This window comes from Streptomyces sp. NPDC102451 (assembly GCF_044765485.1).
Classification (GTDB): domain Bacteria; phylum Actinomycetota; class Actinomycetes; order Streptomycetales; family Streptomycetaceae; genus Streptomyces.
In genome coordinates, this window is the sequence record NZ_JBIWKD010000011.1 from 119502 (window position 1) to 134304 (window position 14803).

The 14803-nt window shown below is 71.2% G+C and carries 17 protein-coding genes; 13 read left to right on the top strand and 4 right to left on the bottom strand.

Going from position 1 to position 14803, the window contains the following annotated elements; genetic code table 11:
- Positions 1 to 206 precede the first annotated feature (206 nt).
- Together ACIRD8_RS23965 and ACIRD8_RS23970 are read left to right on the top strand one after the other, a co-directional pair.
- Positions 207 to 1178, top strand: a complete 972-nt coding sequence (locus ACIRD8_RS23965) for a helix-turn-helix domain-containing protein (protein WP_403995044.1) — start codon at positions 207 to 209, stop codon at positions 1176 to 1178.
- Positions 1097 to 1321 carry a DUF397 domain-containing protein gene (locus ACIRD8_RS23970; RefSeq protein WP_403995047.1) on the top strand — a complete coding sequence of 75 codons (225 nt, stop codon included), beginning with the start codon at positions 1097 to 1099 and terminating at the stop codon, positions 1319 to 1321. The genes ACIRD8_RS23965 and ACIRD8_RS23970 overlap by 82 nt, the downstream gene beginning before the upstream one ends.
- Here the strand turns inward: ACIRD8_RS23970 and ACIRD8_RS23975 are convergent.
- Positions 1290 to 2462, bottom strand: coding sequence for an 8-amino-7-oxononanoate synthase (locus ACIRD8_RS23975; protein WP_403995050.1), 1173 nt, complete (start codon positions 2460 to 2462; stop codon positions 1290 to 1292). The genes ACIRD8_RS23970 and ACIRD8_RS23975 overlap by 32 nt on opposite strands.
- Positions 2463 to 2606: 144 nt before the next feature.
- On the opposite strand from ACIRD8_RS23975, the gene bioB reads away from it, so the two are divergent.
- The 4 genes from bioB to ACIRD8_RS23995 all read left to right on the top strand — a co-directional run bounded on the left by bioB (position 2607) and on the right by ACIRD8_RS23995 (position 6544).
- Complete coding sequence (bioB, locus tag ACIRD8_RS23980) at positions 2607 to 3785, top strand: biotin synthase BioB (RefSeq protein ID WP_403995053.1); 1179 nt, start codon at positions 2607 to 2609, stop codon at positions 3783 to 3785.
- On the top strand, positions 3778 to 5082 hold the full coding sequence (locus tag ACIRD8_RS23985; protein WP_403995056.1) for an adenosylmethionine--8-amino-7-oxononanoate transaminase: 1305 nt from the start codon (positions 3778 to 3780) through the stop codon (positions 5080 to 5082). Before bioB ends, ACIRD8_RS23985 begins: the two co-directional genes overlap by 8 nt.
- Before the next feature lies 1 nt (position 5083).
- The gene (gene bioD, locus ACIRD8_RS23990) at positions 5084 to 5773 is read left to right on the top strand and encodes a dethiobiotin synthase (RefSeq protein ID WP_403995059.1); all 690 of its coding nucleotides are present in this window, start codon (positions 5084 to 5086) and stop codon (positions 5771 to 5773) included.
- Between the two features lie 75 nt (positions 5774 to 5848).
- Positions 5849 to 6544 (top strand): class I SAM-dependent methyltransferase, encoded by a 696-nt coding sequence (locus ACIRD8_RS23995; protein ID WP_403995061.1) that lies wholly within the window; start codon positions 5849 to 5851, stop codon positions 6542 to 6544.
- A 10-nt stretch (positions 6545 to 6554) separates the two neighbouring features.
- Here ACIRD8_RS23995 and ACIRD8_RS24000 read toward each other — a convergent pair whose 3' ends face one another.
- Together ACIRD8_RS24000 and ACIRD8_RS24005 are read right to left on the bottom strand one after the other, a co-directional pair.
- Positions 6555 to 6926, bottom strand: a complete 372-nt coding sequence (locus ACIRD8_RS24000) for a fic family toxin-antitoxin system, toxin component (protein WP_403995064.1) — start codon at positions 6924 to 6926, stop codon at positions 6555 to 6557.
- A complete protein-coding gene (locus ACIRD8_RS24005; protein ID WP_099172088.1) occupies positions 6923 to 7150 on the bottom strand; it encodes an antitoxin in 228 nt (75 codons plus the stop codon). Before ACIRD8_RS24005 ends, ACIRD8_RS24000 begins: the two co-directional genes overlap by 4 nt.
- A gap of 112 nt (positions 7151 to 7262) precedes the next feature.
- Between ACIRD8_RS24005 and ACIRD8_RS24010 the strand changes: the two genes are divergently transcribed.
- The 7 genes from ACIRD8_RS24010 (at position 7263) to mug (ending at position 14401) form a co-directional block, all read left to right on the top strand.
- Complete coding sequence (locus tag ACIRD8_RS24010) at positions 7263 to 7682, top strand: GNAT family N-acetyltransferase (protein ID WP_403995066.1); 420 nt, start codon at positions 7263 to 7265, stop codon at positions 7680 to 7682.
- Positions 7683 to 7891: 209 nt separating this feature from the next.
- A complete protein-coding gene (locus ACIRD8_RS24015; RefSeq protein WP_403995068.1) occupies positions 7892 to 9229 on the top strand; it encodes a hemolysin family protein in 1338 nt (445 codons plus the stop codon).
- Positions 9226 to 10245: a hemolysin family protein gene (locus ACIRD8_RS24020; RefSeq protein ID WP_403995070.1), complete on the top strand. Its 1020-nt coding sequence runs from the start codon at positions 9226 to 9228 to the stop codon at positions 10243 to 10245. The genes ACIRD8_RS24015 and ACIRD8_RS24020 overlap by 4 nt, the downstream gene beginning before the upstream one ends.
- Before the next feature lie 79 nt (positions 10246 to 10324).
- The gene (locus ACIRD8_RS24025; protein WP_403995072.1) at positions 10325 to 11161 is read left to right on the top strand and encodes an SGNH/GDSL hydrolase family protein; all 837 of its coding nucleotides are present in this window, start codon (positions 10325 to 10327) and stop codon (positions 11159 to 11161) included.
- A 177-nt stretch (positions 11162 to 11338) separates the two neighbouring features.
- Positions 11339 to 12139 carry an SAM-dependent methyltransferase gene (locus tag ACIRD8_RS24030; RefSeq protein ID WP_403995075.1) on the top strand — a complete coding sequence of 267 codons (801 nt, stop codon included), beginning with the start codon at positions 11339 to 11341 and terminating at the stop codon, positions 12137 to 12139.
- A 182-nt stretch (positions 12140 to 12321) separates the two neighbouring features.
- On the top strand, positions 12322 to 13764 hold the full coding sequence (purB, locus tag ACIRD8_RS24035; RefSeq protein WP_403995078.1) for an adenylosuccinate lyase: 1443 nt from the start codon (positions 12322 to 12324) through the stop codon (positions 13762 to 13764).
- Positions 13765 to 13783: 19 nt separating this feature from the next.
- Positions 13784 to 14401, top strand: coding sequence for a G/U mismatch-specific DNA glycosylase (mug, locus tag ACIRD8_RS24040; RefSeq protein ID WP_403995081.1), 618 nt, complete (start codon positions 13784 to 13786; stop codon positions 14399 to 14401).
- Here the strand turns inward: mug and ACIRD8_RS24045 are convergent.
- Positions 14335 to 14772 carry a hypothetical protein gene (locus tag ACIRD8_RS24045; protein ID WP_403995084.1) on the bottom strand — a complete coding sequence of 146 codons (438 nt, stop codon included), beginning with the start codon at positions 14770 to 14772 and terminating at the stop codon, positions 14335 to 14337. The two genes, mug and ACIRD8_RS24045, sit on opposite strands and share 67 nt — an antisense overlap.
- Between the last annotated feature and the right edge of the window lie 31 nt (positions 14773 to 14803).

Sequence of the window (14803 nt, forward strand, 5' to 3'; positions counted from 1 at the left end):
CGACCGACCGGTGGTCGGCCTGGATTGTGCTTCGCGCCAGACTGCCACCGATGCCGCGTCCCATGACGGCGATCCACCAAGATATGCATATATCTGTCGCTCATTACGGTGAACCCTGCCCACCGAACCGTGCACCGGCGTCACACTGGCCCCTTTCCGAGCCGGACCCGCCTGGGCGGCTCTCTGCACAACGGGAGGAGGCCGCGATGCGAAACGGCCCAGTGGTACGCCGTCGCAAGCTCGGGGAGGAGCTGCGCAGCCTGCGTCAGACCTCGGGACTCACGAGCCGGGATGCCGCCGGGATGCTGGGCTGGCACCAGTCGAAGGTCAGCAGGATCGAGACGGGCGCGAGCGGCGTGACGCCCGGTGACGTGACCCGGCTGCTCGACGCCTACCGGGTGGACGACGGCCGGTTACGCTCCCTGCTCCAGACGCTCGCCGGCTCGGCCGGCGGAGGCGGAAGCGGCTGGTGGCACGCCTATCGCGGGCTCATTCCGCCCCAGTACCGCGACTTCATCAGCCTGGAGTCCCAGGCCGACGCCGCCCGGACGCTCGAGACCTCGGTGGTCCCGGGCCTGCTCCAGACCGCCGACTACGCGCGGGCGGTGACCCGGTCCTCGCTGGACGGACTGCCGCCCGCACAGCTCGATTCCCTGGTGGAGGTCAGGCTGGCCCGGCAGAGCGTCCTCCACGCACCCAGGCCGCTGCGGCTCAGCGCCGTACTCGACGAGGCGGTGCTCCGGCGGGGGGTCGGCGGCCCGCGGGTCATGGCGGAACAGCTGCGCCATCTGACGCAGGTGGCACAACTGCCGCACGTGACGCTCCAGTTACTGCCGTTCGAGGCCGGGAGCTATGTCGGCCTCACCGGGCCTTTCGTTATCTTCTCCTTTCCGAACACTTCCGATCTGGATGTGGTCGTTCTTGACCATTTGACGAGTAACCTCTATCTGGAGCGGAAAAAAGACCTCGAGGCGTACAGCTCGGCCTTCCGCACGATGCAGGCTCATGCGCTGTCGCCGGAGCGCTCGCTGGACCTCATCGCCGCGGTGGCCCGCGGCGGTCAGGCGGAACCTTCAGACTGCCCGAGGGGGGCACGATGTCCGACCGTCCCGCACCGCCCGCACTGCCCGCACTGCCCGCACCCAGGTGGCGGCGCAGCAGCCGCAGCACCGGAATGAACAACTGCGTGGAGACCGCGCTGCTCGACGACGGTCAGCTCGCCGTACGGGACTCCAAGGACACGGTGCTGCCGCCGCTTCGCTTCTCCGCGGCGGCATGGACGTCCTTCGTCACCGCACTGCCCGGCCGTCCGGTCGGCTGACGGACTGCGGCGCCGTCGCGAGGACCGTGCTCACGGCGGTCGCGATCTGTTCCTCGGTCAGGTCCGCACGCGCGGTCAGCCGCAGCCGGGAGATCCCGTCCGGCACCGACGGCGGCCGGAAGCATCCCACCGCGAGACCCGCTGTGCGGCAGTCGGCGGCCCAGCGCACCGCGGACTCCGCCGAGGGCGCGCGGACGGACACGACGGCGGCGTCGGGGCGTACCGCGGTCAGTCCGGCCGCGGTGAGCCTGCCGTACAGCTCGGCGGCGACCGCCCCGGCCCGTGCCGCGCGGCCGGGTTCGCGGCGCAGCAGGCGCAGGGCGCCCAGAGCCGCGCCTGCGGCCGCAGGCGCGAGCCCGGTGTCGAAGATGAACGTACGGGCCGTGTTGACCAGATGGCGGATGACCCGGGCAGGACCGAGCACCGCACCGCCCTGGCTGCCGAGCGACTTGGAGAGGGTGAGCGTGGCGACGATCCCCTCGCGGCCCGCCAGCCCGGCGGCCGCGAGCGCGCCGCGCCCTCCCTCGCCCAGGACCCCCAGTCCGTGCGCGTCGTCCACCAGGAGGGCGGCGCCCCCTTCGCGGCAGACTTCGGCGAGCCCGGTCAGCGGGGCGGCGTCGCCGTCGACCGAGAAGACGGAGTCGGTCACGGCCAGTGCCCGCCCGTCGTGGGTGTGGAGCGCTTTCCGCACGGCCTCGGGGTCCGCGTGCGGCACGACGGCGGTGGCGGCCCGGGAGAGCCGGCAGCCGTCCACGATCGAGGCGTGGTTGCCGGCGTCGGACACGATCAGCGAGTCGTGTCCGGTGAGCGCCGTGAGCGCGGCGAGGTTGGCCGCGTAGCCGGACGAGAACACCAGGGCGGCTTCGAATCCGCAGAAGTCGGCGAGCTCCCGCTCGAGTTCGGCGTGCAGCGCGGTGGATCCGGTGACGAGCCGCGAGCCGGTGGCACCGGCGCCCCAGGTCCGTGCCGCCTCGGCGGCGGCGGCGGTGACCTCGGGGTTGCGGCTCAGCCCCAGATAGTCGTTGCTCGCGAGGTCCAGCAGTTCCGTCGCGGCGGGCCGGGGGCGCAGCGTCCGGACGAGTCCGGCGTCGGCGCGGCGCCGGGCCTCGTCGTCGATCCAGTCGAACGGGGCGTAGGACATGGGCGGGTCCCTTTTTGTAGGCAGCTCACAGACCCTAACCGGGTGCGCAACAGGCCAGGGTGTGGCAATACCCACAGCATCGACCGCCTTAACTGTCCGGTTCCTCCTTGGCCGAAGGCGGTGCCGTACGTCAGGATCAACGCCATGGACCTGCTGAATACGCTGGTGGACAAGGGGCTGCGGCGCGAACTGCCGACCCGTGACGAAGCGCTCGCCGTGCTGGCGACCTCCGACGACGAACTGCTCGACGTGGTGGCGGCGGCCGGAAAGGTACGCCGCCAATGGTTCGGGCGGCGCGTGAAGCTCAACTATCTGGTGAACCTGAAGTCCGGGCTCTGCCCCGAGGACTGCTCGTACTGTTCGCAGCGGCTCGGTTCCAAGGCGGGGATCCTCAAGTACACCTGGCTGAAACCGGACGAGGCGACGAAGGCCGCCGCCGCCGGAGTGGCCGGCGGCGCCAAGCGCGTCTGTCTGGTGGCGAGCGGCCGGGGCCCGACGGACCGGGACGTCGACCGGGTGTCGCAGACGATCGAGGCGATCAAGGAGCAGCACGAGGACGTCGAGGTGTGCGCGTGCCTCGGTCTGCTCTCGCAGGGCCAGGCCGACCGGCTGAGGACCGCGGGCGCCGACGCGTACAACCACAACCTCAACACCTCGGAGGGGACGTACGGGGAGATCACGACCACCCACACGTACGCCGACCGGGTGGACACCGTGCAGCAGGCCCAGGCGGCCGGACTCTCGGCGTGCTCGGGGCTGATCGCGGGCATGGGGGAGACCGACGCCGACCTGGTCGACGTCGTGTTCTCGCTGCGCGAGCTGGACCCGGACTCGGTGCCGGTGAACTTCCTGATCCCGATCGAGGGCACACCGCTCGCCAAGGAATGGCACCTGACTCCCCAGCGGTGCCTGCGCATCCTGGCGATGGTCCGGTTCGTCTGCCCGGACGTCGAGGTGCGGCTCGCGGGCGGGCGCGAGGTCCATCTGCGCTCGATGCAGCCACTCGCCCTGAACCTGGCGAACTCGATCTTCCTGGGCGACTACCTGACCACCGAGGGCCAGTCGGGCCAGTCCGACCTCGACATGATCAAGGACGCCGGTTTCGAGGTGGAGGGGGCGGAGACCACGACGCTCCCCGGCCACCGCGCCCCGGCGGGCGGCGGCTGCGGTTCGCACGAGGGGGGATCCTGCGGCCCCTGCGGCGATGCCCCCGAGGCGGCGCCGGACGCCGTTCCGGAGTTGCCGGAGGCCCTGTCGGCGCGTACGGATCTGGTGGCGGTCCGCCGTCGCGGTGCCGGGACGGACCTCGCGCCCAATGCCTGATCCGCTCCGCCCCGCCGATCTCCTCGCCCTGGACCGGGCCCACGTCTGGCATCCCTACGGCCCGATGCCGGGCCGGCAGCAGCCGCTGGTCGTGGAGTCCGCGTCCGGGGTGCGTCTCCGGCTCGCCGAACCCGCCGAAGGCCAGGACGAGTTGGTGGACGGCATGTCGTCCTGGTGGTCGGCGGTCCACGGCTACAACCATCCGGTGCTCAACGAGGCCGCCCGCGGCCAGCTGGACCGGATGAGCCATGTGATGTTCGGTGGGCTCACCCACGAGCCCGCCGTCCGGCTGGCGACCCGGCTGGTGGAGATCACTCCGGAGCCGCTGCAGCATGTCTTCCTCGCCGACTCGGGGTCCGTCTCCGTCGAGGTCGCGGTGAAGATGTGCCTGCAGTACTGGCGTTCGGCGGGACGGCCCGCCAAGCAGAGGCTGCTGACCTGGCGCGGCGGGTACCACGGGGACACCTGGCATCCGATGTCGGTGTGCGACCCCGAGGGCGGAATGCACGAGCTGTGGTCGGGGTCGCTCCCCCGGCAGGTCTTCGCGGACGCCCCTCCGGACGGCTTCGACGCCGAGCCGGACGAGGCGTACGCCCGGCATCTGCGCGAGCTGGTGGCCGCCCACGCCGACGAGCTGGCGGCGGTGATCGTGGAGCCCGTGGTGCAGGGCGCGGGCGGGATGCGCTTCCACTCCCCCGCCTATCTGCGGGTGCTCCGCGAGGCGTGCGACGCGAACGACGTGCTCCTGGTGTTCGACGAGATCGCGACGGGGTTCGGCCGCACCGGGCAGTTGTTCGCGGCCGGCCACGCCGGGGTGTCACCCGACGTCATGTGTGTCGGCAAGGCTCTGACCGGCGGCTATCTGACGCTGGCGGCCACGCTGTGCACCTCGCGGGTGGCGGAGGGCATTTCGAGCGGGGACGTGCCGGTGCTGGCGCACGGGCCGACGTTCATGGGCAATCCGCTCGCCGCGGCGGTGGCCTGCGCCTCCGTGGATCTCCTGCTGGGCCAGGACTGGGAGCTGGAGGTGAAGCGGATCGGCGCGGGGCTGCGCCGGGGGCTGGCGGAGGCCGCCGGTCTGCCGGGTGTACGGGACGTCCGGGTGCTGGGCGCGATCGGCGTCGTACAGCTCGATCACGAGGTGGGCATGGAGGCCGCCACCCGGGCCGCGGTCCGCGAGGGCGTGTGGCTGCGCCCGTTCCGCGATCTCGTGTACACGATGCCGCCGTACGTGACCGGGGACGACGATGTGGCACGGATCTGCCGGGCCGTGTGCGCCGCGGCGAAGGAGGGCTGAGATGACGATCCTCGTGGTGACCGGTACGGGCACCGAGATCGGCAAGACGATCGTGACCGCGGCGGTGGCGGCCGCTTTCCGTGACCTCAGGGTCGCGGTCCTCAAGCCCGCCCAGACGGGTCTCGCGCCGGGTGAGCCTGGAGACGCCGCCGAGGTGGCACGGCTGGCCGGCGCCCATGTGACGGCGGTCGAACTGGCCCGTTACCCGGAACCGTTGGCACCTGAGACGGCGGCGCGCCGCGCCGGTCTCGCACCCGTACGCCCGTACGAGGTCGCCGAGGCGGCCCAGAAGCTGGCGACCGAGCACGACCTGGTCCTGGTCGAGGGCGCGGGAGGGCTGCTCGTCCGCTACGACGAGCAGGGCGCCACGCTCGCCGACGCCGCCCGGCTGATGGCTGCGCCGGTGCTGGTGGTGGCCCCCGCGGGCCTGGGCACCCTCAACGCCACGGCGCTGACGACCGAGGCGCTGCGTACGCGCGGGCTGACGTGTCCCGGCGTGGTGGTGGGCAGCATGCCGGCCGATCCGGACCTGGCCTCGCGGTGCAACGTCGACGACCTTCCGGTCGCCGCGGGCGTCCCGCTGCTCGGCGCGGTGCCGGCCGGTGCGGGTGCGCTGGAGCCGGCCGAATTCCGGGCTCGGGCGGCGGGCTGGCTGGCACCGGAGCTCGGCGGGAATCGACCCGCCGGATGAGCGGCTGAGCCGGGCCGTACGGGGGAGAATCCAAGGAGAGCCGTATACACGCGTGCCCTCCGAGGAGGTCCGATCATGCTTCGGCGCAACGCACCTGTCCCCCGGGACGCGGTGCACCACCCGGTCTTCGCCCGCTTCTACGCCCGGATGAGCGTGGCGGCCGATCTCAAGGGGGGTGTGGCGGACCGTCGCGACGAGCTCCTCACCGGTCTCTCCGGCCGTGTCATCGAGATCGGCGCGGGCAACGGCCTCAACTTCGCGCACTACCCGGGGGCCGTGTCCGAAGTGGTGGCGATCGAGCCCGAGCGCAGTCTGCGGCAGCTGGCGGCCGGCGCGGGGCTGCGCGCGGAGGTGCCGGTCGACGTGGTGCCGGGCACGGCCGAGGCCCTGCCGGTCAAGAGCGAGGCGTTCGACGCTGCGGTGGCCTCACTGGTCCTGTGCACCGTGCGGGACCTGCCCCGGGCGCTGGCGGAGATCAAGCGGGTGCTTCGGCCCGGCGGTGAGCTGCGCTTCTTCGAGCACACGCTGGCTCCGGGCCGGGTGCTGGCGACGGCGCAGCGGGCCGCGGACCGCACCGTGTGGCCGCTGCTCTTCGGGGGCTGTCACACCGCGCGGGACACGCTCGCGGCCATCGAGGAGGCCGGCTTCGAGCTGGGGGTGTACCGCAGGTTCCTCATCCCGGACCGGGGTGTGCGGCTGCCGAGCTCCCCGTGTGTGCTCGGGGTGGCCCGCCGGTCCGCCGTGGTGGACCGCGCGGCGGAGGCCGGCTGAGGGCCGCCCCTCACAGGCTCCACCGGCGCAGCTCGTCGGCGATGGTCCGGACGTCGGCCTTGCCCTCCTTCACCAGCCGGGCGAGATCGCGCACCTGCTCGGGAGAGGTGATGACCTTCAGCCCGGAGGCGACGAGATAGCCGTAGGCCACGGCGGAGGCGAACATCGCGTTGGAGTGCTCCAGTGCGGGCACATGGAGGAGCAGCTGCAGCAGGGCGGCCGCCCGCGCGTGCGGGTCGCTGTAGACGGGGCTGCCGAAGATCTCCGCCTCGTGCCGGCTGACGGCGGCGACGAGCGCACCCCAGTCGACGACCTGCGGATCACCGGGCGTCTTGTGCTCGGCGACCATGAGGAGCCAGGAAAGGTCGATCTGCAGGTTCAACGGGTGCCTTTGCGCTCCGGGCCGAACTCCTCGGCGAACACCGACTCGTACTGCTTCATGAAGTCGGCCGCGGCCTCGACGAAGGTGTGTCCCACCTCGCCCGCATCCCGTTTGACGAGCTCCTCTATGTAGCGGTTCACACTCATGCCCCGCTGCAGGGCGCGCTGTCGCGCCGCCTCGGCGGTGGCCTCGTCCACTCGAACGTTCAGCTGCGTCTTGGGCACGCCATCACGCTAGCGCGTGTGCGCTAGCACCCGCAAGGGGAGCGGAACGACGCGGGAGCACCGGGGCGAAAGAGGTTGGCCGTACACCCGGACGCTCTGGTTGGCTCGGACCATGACCGATCTCGACATCCGCAACGCCACCCTCTCCGACGTCGACGCCGTGCTGCGCTTCTGGCGCGGGGCCGCGGAAGGCACCAGCATCACCGACGACCACGACGGAGTGGCCCGGCTGATCTCGCGGGACCCCGAGGCCCTGATCCTGGCGGAACGCGACGGCCTGATCACCGGCACCGTGATAGCCGGCTTCGACGGATGGCGGTGCTCGGCATACCGGCTCGCCGTACACCCCGACTGCCGCCGGCAGGGCATCGCGACCGCACTGCTGGACGCCGCGGAGCAGCGGTTCCTCGCGCTCGGCGGCCGACGGATCGACGCCATGGTCCTGGAGTCCAACGAGCGGGCCCACCACACATGGGACGCGGCTGGCTACCATCGCGAGGACCACTGGCGGCGCTGGGTCAAGACCCTGTGACCGCCCCCGGGACCGCCGGGAGCCCGTGAGCATCCGCGGAACCGTCCACCACACAGGGTATTTTGCCGATCCTTTACTATGGATCCTCGACCGTCCGACCCTTTCGAAAGGTGTGAGCGTCCGCCCATGGGCGAGCCCCCCAGTAGTCGATACCGCCGACATCGCGCGATCCTCCTGCCCCTGCCCGATCATGGGACGGAGGTGAACCGATGACCGAAGTGCTCCTGCTCCTCGTGGCGCTCCTGCTCGCCCTCGCCTGTGGTGTGTTCGTCGCGGCCGAGTTCTCTCTGACCACCGTGGAGCGCGGCGACCTCGAACGGGCCGTCGAGCGGGGGGACCGGGGTGCGGCGGGAGCTCTCAAGGCCGTACGCAGCCTCACCTACCAGCTCTCCGGCGCACAGCTCGGGATCACCGTCACCAACCTGGTCGTGGGCATGCTCTCCGAGCCGTCCATCTCCAAACTGATCCGGGGCCCGGTGGAAGCGACCGGGCTGTCGCCCGGCGTGTCCTCCTCACTGGCACTCGTGATCGGTACCGCGCTGTCCACGGTGGTCCTGATGGTGGTCGGCGAGCTCGTCCCGAAGAACTGGGCGATCTCGTCCCCCCTGACCGTGGCCCGCGCTGTCGCCACACCGCAGCGCGCCTTCACGGCGGTCTTCCGGCCCTTCATCAGCCACCTGAACAACACCGCCAACCGGATCGTGCGCCGCTTCGGTCTGGAGCCGGCCGAGGAACTCGCCTCGGCGCGCAGCCCGCAGGAGCTGGTCGCCCTGGCGCGCCACTCCGCCAAGGAGGGCGCGCTCGAGGCGGACACCGCCGAGCTCTTCGTACGCACCCTCAACCTGTCCGAACTGACCGCGGAGAACGTGATGACCCCCCGCGTCCAGGTCACCGCCCTCGACGCGCAGGCGACCGCCGAGGACGTCGCGAACGCCACGCGGGCGACCGGTCTCTCCCGGTTCCCGGTGTACCGGGGCAGCCTGGACACCGTCGTCGGCGTCGCGCACATCAAGGACGTGCTGGCGATTCCCGCGGAGCAGCGGCCCCGCAAGCGGGTGTCGGACATGCTGCGCGAGCCGCTGCTCGTGCCGGAGACGCTGACCGTGGACCGCCTGCTGGACAGGCTCTCCGGGAAGCTGGCCATGGCCGTCGTCATCGACGAGTACGGCGGCACGGCGGGAGTCGTGACGCTGGAGGACATCGTGGAGGAAGTCGTCGGCGAGGTGCGGGACGAGCACGACCCGCACGAGACCCCCGACCTGGCAGCGGCGGGCGAGGACGCGGACGGGCGCACCCTGTGGTCCGCCGACGGGGCGGCCCGCACGGACCAGCTCCGCACCATCGGACTGCGGGTGCCGGACGGGCCGTACGAGACGCTGGCCGGTCTGATCGCCACGGAGGTCGGCCGCATTCCGGTGGTCGGCGACACCGTCGAGCTCACGGGGTGGCGCATCGACGTGGTGGACGCCTCGGGGCACCGGGCCGCGCGTGCGCTGCTGCACGCGCCGCTTCCCGGCAGCGACGAGCCGGCGGAGGACGAACGATGATCGCCGTCCAGCTCTTCATCGGCCTGCTGACCCTGGTCGTCAACGCCTTCTTCGTCGGCGCGGAGTTCGCGCTGATCTCCGTACGCCGCAGTCAGATCGAGCCCGAGGCCGAAGCCGGGAACCGGCGGGCCCGCAGCGTCATCTGGGGCCTCGAACACGTCTCGGCGCTCCTCGCGGCGGCGCAGCTGGGCATCACGCTCTGCACGCTGGTGCTGGGTATCGTCGCCGAGCCCGCCATCGCCCATCTGCTGGAGCCCGTCTTCGACGCGGTGGGGGTGCCGCACGGACTGGTGCACCCGATCTCCTTCGTCATCGCCCTGACCGTGGCGACGTACCTGCACATGCTGCTGGGCGAGATGGTGCCGAAGAACATCGCGCTGGCCGAGCCCGCCCGCACCGCGCTGCTGCTGGGGCCACCCCTGGTGACGCTCGCCAGGGCACTGAAGCCGGTGATCTTCGCGATCAACGCCTTCGCCAACGCGCTGCTCAGACTGCTGCGGGTGGAGACCAAGGACGAGGTCTCCGCGACCTTCTCCGACGACGAACTGGCACGCCTCGTCAAGGACGCCGAGGACTCGGGGCTCGTCGACGACCGTTCGGCGGAGCGTCTGCGCCACGCGCTGGAGCTGGGCCGCCGCCCGGTCCGGGACGTGCTCCTTCCGGTCGACCGGGTGCTGTACACCAGGGTCGGTACGACGCCGGAGGAGCTGGAGCGGCTCTCGCACGAGTCCGGCTTCTCGCGCTTCCCGGTGATGGACAGCGAGCAGCGCATCATCGGGTACCTCCATGTGAAGGACGCCCTGGACGCCATGCCTCGCGACGTGCCGTTCCCGGTGACGGCTCTGCGGCCGATCGCCCGGGTGCGCGCGGCGACACCGCTGGACGATGTGCTGACCGCGCTGCGGCGGAGCCGTACGCATCTGGCGGCCGTACTCGACGAGGACGGCCGGCTGGCGGGCATGATCACGATGGAGGACGTCCTGCGTGAACTCGTGGGCCGGCCCCAGGTCCGCTGACGCCCGATTCCGGTGACGGTTCAAAGGAGGGGCGCGGCCGGGAGCCGCGCCCCTCCTTCGCGGTACGATCGGCATCGCCATGGAATTGAATGCCTCCTACACCAGTTTTGTCGCGGTCGGCGACTCGTTCACCGAGGGCATGTCGGACCTGCTGCCCGACGGGTCCTACCGCGGCTGGGCCGATGTGCTCGCCGCCCGCCTCGCGGCCCGTACACCCGCATTCCGGTACGCCAATCTCGCCGTACGGGGAAAGCTCATCGGCCAGATCGTGGACGAGCAGGTGGGGGTCGCCGCCGCGCTCCAGCCGGATGTGATCACGCTCGTCGGCGGGCTCAACGACACCCTGCGGCCGAAGTGCGACATGGGCATGGTCCGCGGTCGGCTGGAGGAGGCCGTGGAGCGTCTCGCGCCGTCGTGCAAGACCTTGGTCCTGATGCGCAGCCCGGGCCGGAACGGGCCTGTGATGGAACGTTTCCGCCCTCGCATGGAGGAGCTGTTCGAGCTGATCGGCGATCTGGCCGAGCGGCATGGCGCGCTGGTGGCCGACCTGTACGGAGCGGCGTCGCTGGGAGACCCTCGGATGTGGGACGTGGACCGGCTGCATCTGACGGCCGAGGGGCACCGCAGGGTCGCGGAGGCGGTCTGGCAGACGCTGGGGCTGCCCGCGGAGACCGACTGGCGGGTCCCGATGCCGGAGTCCGCACCCGCGCGCTGGGCGCAGCGGCGTGTCGACGACGTCCGGTTCGCCCGGCAGCATCTGATTCCCTGGATCGGACGGCGCCTGACCGGGCGTTCGTCCGGGGACGGCCGGGCCGGCGCCCAGTTCGACGCCGGGCTGGGGAAGGCGTTCTGGATCACGCCGGAGGACGCGGCAACGCCCGGGCCGGTGACCGGCTGGCGTCGGCTGGACGGCTGACCGGCCGGCCGACGCGAGCTGACCGGATGGCGTCGGCCGGGCGACTCGCGTCGGCCGGGCGGCACAGTTCTCGCGCCGCCGAGTTGGCGCAGTTGCCACTGTCGGGCGCGGGGCCGGTGGGACAGCATGGGTGTCCACCGCGCAGGGACTCCCTGGGCACCGGAGCGGGGAGAACCCATGAGCGGCGTACCGGACATCCACGAACCGGCGGACGTGATCGACACCAGCGCGCCGCACTCCGCGCGGGTCTGGAACTACTGGCTGGGCAGCAGGGACAACTACGAGGCGGACCGTCGGCTGGGCGCGACGATGGCGGAGCTCTACCCGCAGATCATCGATATCGCCCGCGCCTCCCGGCACTTCCAGGCCAGGGCGGTCCGCCATCTGGCCGGGGAGGCCGGGATCCGGCAGTTCCTCGATCTCGGTACCGGCCTGCCCACCGCGAACGCGACCCATGAGGTCGCGCAGGCCGTCGCACCCACGGCCCGCGTCGTCTACGTGGACCACGACCCGATCGTGCTGGCCCATGCCCGTGCCCTGCTGACCAGCAGCCCCGAAGGCGCAACGGACTACGTGCACGCGGATCTGCGGGACACCGGGACCGTGCTCCGGGCGGCCGCCACCACGCTGGACCTCGAACGGCCGGTGGCACTGATGGTGCTCTCCACCCTGGGGCATGTCGCCGACGACGGTGAGGCCGCCGCCCTGCTGCGCGGCTACCTCGACGCGGTCCCCGCCGGGAGCTACCTGATGTTGTGCGACACCATCGAGACAGAGGAGACCCTGGCGGCCTCCGACGAGTACGCCAGTGGCGGCGCCATGCCCTACATCTCGCGCCCCCGGCAGATCGTGCGCTCCTTCGCGGACGGGCTCGATCTCGTCGAACCGGGGTTCGGGTCGATCAGCCTGTGGCGCCCCGAGGAACCCACTACCGGGGACCCCGTGGACCAGTGGGGCTTCGTGGCCGCGAAGCGGTGAGGACCGCGGGGCGCAGGCGTCGCCACCCATGACCTCAGGCAGGCGGACGACGTGGGGAAGGGCCCCACGGGGCGGCGGCACGGACCTGTTGCGGCGTAAGCGACGATTCACCTCTGACCTGGAGCTTCCTACATAGGGAGACGGTTCGGAACCTGTATGGACGCCCGGTAAACTCGGGACACGTGACTGCTGTGTCTGCGAAGCCTCGCATCCCCAATGTCCTGGCCGGCCGCTATGCCTCTACGGAGCTGGCCGTCCTCTGGTCCCCCGAGCAGAAGGTGAAGCTGGAACGTCAGCTGTGGCTGGCGGTGCTGCGCGCTCAGAAGGACCTCGGGATCGAGGTACCCGACGCTGCGCCGGCCGACTACGAGCGTGTGATCGACCAGGTCGACCTCGCCTCGATCGCCGAGCGTGAGAAGGTCACCCGGCACGATGTGAAGGCCCGGATCGAGGAGTTCAACGCCCTCGCCGGCCATGAGCAGGTCCACAAGGGCATGACGTCCCGGGACCTCACCGAGAACGTCGAACAGCTGCAGATCCGGCTCTCGCTGGAGCTGATGCGCGACCGTACGGTGGCGGTTCTGGCGCGGCTGGGCAAGCTGTCCGCGGAGTACGGCGAGCTGGTCATGGCGGGCCGTTCGCACAACGTCGCCGCGCAGGCGACGACGCTGGGCAAGCGCTTCGCCACGGCCGCGGACGAGCTGCTGGTGGCGTACGGGCGGCTGGAGGACCTGCTGGGCCGCTACCCGCTGCGCGGCATCAAGGGCCCCGTCGGCACGGCGCAGGACATGCTGGACCTGCTCGGCGGCGACGCGGACAAGCTCGCGGACCTGGAGCAGCGTGTCGCCACGCACCTCGGCTTCGCGCACGCCTTCACCTCCGTCGGCCAGGTCTATCCCCGTTCGCTCGACTACGACGTGGTCACCGCGCTGGTGCAGCTGGCCGCCGCACCGTCGTCGGTCGCCAAGACGATCCGGCTGATGGCCGGACACGAGCTGGTGACCGAGGGCTTCAAGCCGGGCCAGGTCGGCTCGTCCGCCATGCCGCACAAGATGAACACGCGCTCCTGCGAGCGGGTGAACGGCCTGATGGTGATCCTGCGCGGCTATGCGTCGATGACGGGCGAGCTGGCGGGTGACCAGTGGAACGAGGGCGATGTGTCCTGCTCCGTGGTCCGCCGGGTCGCGCTGCCGGACGCCTTCTTCGCGTTCGACGGTCTGCTGGAGACCTTCCTCACCGTGCTCGACGAGTTCGGCGCGTTCCCCGCAGTCGTGGCGCGTGAGCTGGACCGCTACCTCCCCTTCCTCGCCACGACCAAGGTGCTGATGGGCGCGGTACGGGCCGGGGTCGGCCGCGAGGTCGCGCACGAGGCCATCAAGGAGAACGCGGTCGCCTCGGCACTCGCCATGCGGGAGCAGGGCGCCGAGCGCAACGAGCTGCTGGACAAGCTGGCCGCCGACGAGCGCATCCCGCTCGACCGCGGTGAGCTCGACGCCCTGATGGCGGACAAGCTCTCGTTCACCGGTGCGGCAGGCGATCAGATCGCCGTACTGGTGTCCAGGATCGAGGAGATCGCCAAGCAGCACCCGGAGGCCGCGGCGTACGCCCCCGGCTCCATCCTCTGACGGCGGGCTCCCCTGCCGGATGACACCCGACGAGCTACTGGCCGCCCGCGATCGCGTCGTACCCGACGTGGTCGCGGGCGGTCTGCGTGTGCTGTTCTGCGGAATCAACCCGAGCCTCATGACGGCCGTCACGGGGCACCATTTCGCCCATCCCGGCAACCGGTTCTGGCCGGTGCTGCACCGGTCGGGCTTCACTCCGCGTCAGCTGAAACCGTCGGAACAGGATCAGCTTCCGGGATACGGCCTGGGCATCACCAACGTGGTGGCCAGAGCGACGGCACGGGCGGACGAGCTGGACGCGGAGGAGTTCCGCGAGGGCGGAAGAGTGCTGTCGGCCAAGGTGGAGGAGCTGGGCCCGCTGTGGCTGGCTGTAGTCGGGGTCACCGCCTATCGCACGGCCTTCGGTGACCGCCGCGCCCGGATAGGCCCCCAGGAGAGGACCATCGGCGGCGCCCGCGTCTGGGCGCTGCCCAACCCGAGTGGCCTGAACGCGCACTGGACCGTGAGCACCATGGCCGAGGAGTACGGCCGCCTGCTGGCGGCAGTCGACCGGAACGCCCCCGGACAGGATCAGGGTGGGTCGACCACGGTGACCACCACGCCCAACTCGCAGCCCGGACCGTCCTCCTCCAGATAGAGCACGACAGCTATCCACCGGTCATCCGCCCGCCAGAGCTGAAGATGCTCACAGCTCGCGACCGGGTCGGCCCATGGTTCGGCGATCACCTCCCCCGCCATCATCCGTTCCTGTGCGCTCCACAGGCTGACCATCTGCGGTTCGCCCCAGCGCAGGGTGAGCAGCGCGAGCAACGCGTCGTGTTCCGCAAGGCGTTGCGCACGGCGTTCGATGCGGTCCGCCTCGTCTCCGTCCTCGTGGTCGTCCTCGCCGAGGAGGAGCGCTGTGTGGTAGCCAGGTCCGCTGATTCCCGAGCCCGACGGAACGCGCTCCAAGGGGAAGTCCTCGGTACGCATCCCGTCGATGAGGCGGAGGTGATGTGCGGTGGTCATACCGTCAGTAAACCGCTCCGCACTGACACAT

What these genes read in the sequence shown, in the direction of transcription:
- ACIRD8_RS23965 (WP_403995044.1), top strand. Translation starts at nt 207, where the DNA reads ATGCGAAACGGCCCAGTGGTACGCCGTCGCAAGCTCGGGGAGGAGCTG.
- ACIRD8_RS23970 (WP_403995047.1), top strand. Translation starts at nt 1,097, where the DNA reads ATGTCCGACCGTCCCGCACCGCCCGCACTGCCCGCACTGCCCGCACCC.
- ACIRD8_RS23975 (WP_403995050.1), bottom strand. Translation starts at nt 2,462, where the DNA reads ATGTCCTACGCCCCGTTCGACTGGATCGACGACGAGGCCCGGCGCCGC.
- bioB (WP_403995053.1), top strand. Translation starts at nt 2,607, where the DNA reads ATGGACCTGCTGAATACGCTGGTGGACAAGGGGCTGCGGCGCGAACTG.
- ACIRD8_RS23985 (WP_403995056.1), top strand. Translation starts at nt 3,778, where the DNA reads ATGCCTGATCCGCTCCGCCCCGCCGATCTCCTCGCCCTGGACCGGGCC.
- bioD (WP_403995059.1), top strand. Translation starts at nt 5,084, where the DNA reads ATGACGATCCTCGTGGTGACCGGTACGGGCACCGAGATCGGCAAGACG.
- ACIRD8_RS23995 (WP_403995061.1), top strand. Translation starts at nt 5,849, where the DNA reads ATGCTTCGGCGCAACGCACCTGTCCCCCGGGACGCGGTGCACCACCCG.
- ACIRD8_RS24010 (WP_403995066.1), top strand. Translation starts at nt 7,263, where the DNA reads ATGACCGATCTCGACATCCGCAACGCCACCCTCTCCGACGTCGACGCC.
- ACIRD8_RS24015 (WP_403995068.1), top strand. Translation starts at nt 7,892, where the DNA reads ATGACCGAAGTGCTCCTGCTCCTCGTGGCGCTCCTGCTCGCCCTCGCC.
- ACIRD8_RS24020 (WP_403995070.1), top strand. Translation starts at nt 9,226, where the DNA reads ATGATCGCCGTCCAGCTCTTCATCGGCCTGCTGACCCTGGTCGTCAAC.
- ACIRD8_RS24025 (WP_403995072.1), top strand. Translation starts at nt 10,325, where the DNA reads ATGGAATTGAATGCCTCCTACACCAGTTTTGTCGCGGTCGGCGACTCG.
- ACIRD8_RS24030 (WP_403995075.1), top strand. Translation starts at nt 11,339, where the DNA reads ATGAGCGGCGTACCGGACATCCACGAACCGGCGGACGTGATCGACACC.
- mug (WP_403995081.1), top strand. Translation starts at nt 13,784, where the DNA reads ATGACACCCGACGAGCTACTGGCCGCCCGCGATCGCGTCGTACCCGAC.
- ACIRD8_RS24045 (WP_403995084.1), bottom strand. Translation starts at nt 14,772, where the DNA reads ATGACCACCGCACATCACCTCCGCCTCATCGACGGGATGCGTACCGAG.